Consider the following 1,048-nt stretch of genomic DNA (forward strand, 5'->3'; position numbering starts at 1 on the left):
GTAGGTGGTACCGCTGGTTTCAGGGACCCGGTACTGGCCAGAAAACGTTGTCGTGGGTTTCTGGCCAGTACCCGGTTGTGACCGTCACCGGTCGGGGTGGTGGTGTCCGGCCGGGGTGTTGTTCCTATTCCCAGTGGTCCTTGGCGTCGCGGGCTTCTTGGGCGTGCAGGCGGCGCATGTCGATGACGCCGAGGTTTATCGTCCGGGCCCGGGTGGCGAGTCGGTTCACGATTGAATCGGCAGCGACTTTCTCCGGCAGGCTCTCGATCCAGTAGCGTGGTCCGGATTGGCTGGCGATCATGGTTGGCAGGCGTTGGTCCCTGTTGACCAGGACGGTGAACAGGTCGTTCGCTGCTGTCTCATCGATGCCGATGGTGAGGAAGTCATCGATGATGAGCAGGTCAACGTTGCTGAGCTTGTTCAGCAGGTTTTGGTGGGCAATCCTGTCCCCGCGGGCTATGACGAGCTCGAGTGCGAGCTCATCCATGCGGGTGTAGTGGACTGAATGCTCCGAGTGGCAGGCGGCGATCCCTATCGCGCAGGCGATGTAGGTTTTCCCGGCTCCGGTAGGGGAAATAAGCAGCAGGTTCGTTGGGTCCGCCCGCCAGTGGTGGGCGGCGTAGCGTTGCATCCGCACTGAGGAGACTCCGCGTTCGGGCATGTACCGGATTTCTTCGATCGATGCGTGTGGGATGGGGAAGCGGGCCTTGCTGATGAGCTTGTCGATCCGGTTTGAGCGCCGCAGATCCAGTGCCTCATCCACGGCGGTAAGGAACAGCTCCTCCGGTGTTTTGAGGTCATTGCTATCGTCCTTGAGTAGTTCCTCGAGTTGGAGGGCGACCTGGGTGATGCGCAGCGCCCGGAATTTCTCGTAGTCAACACTGGTGAACATCGCCTGCTACCGGCCTTCCTGGTAGTAATCGGCGCCGCGAACATACACATCGCTGTGTTCACCAATCTCGGTTTCGGCCGGGGCTTTCTTCATGTTTGGTGCCGCCGGCAATGGCGGCCGGGTTTGTTGGCTGTCGCTGTTCATCGAGGCCATCAG

At 60.5% G+C, this 1,048-nt stretch carries 1 protein-coding gene; it reads right to left on the reverse strand.

All coding sequences use genetic code 11. The features are described from left to right. Positions 1-124: 124 nt before the first annotated feature. Positions 125-892: an ATP-binding protein gene (locus QMG52_RS21725; protein ID WP_283562477.1), complete on the reverse strand. Its 768-nt coding sequence runs from the start codon at positions 890-892 to the stop codon at positions 125-127. Between the last annotated feature and the right edge of the window lie 156 nt (positions 893-1,048).

The organism is Paenarthrobacter sp. PH39-S1 (assembly GCF_030063245.1).
Lineage (GTDB): Bacteria > Actinomycetota > Actinomycetes > Actinomycetales > Micrococcaceae > Arthrobacter_M.

What these genes read in the sequence shown, in the direction of transcription:
- QMG52_RS21725 (WP_283562477.1), bottom strand. Translation starts at nt 892, where the DNA reads ATGTTCACCAGTGTTGACTACGAGAAATTCCGGGCGCTGCGCATCACC.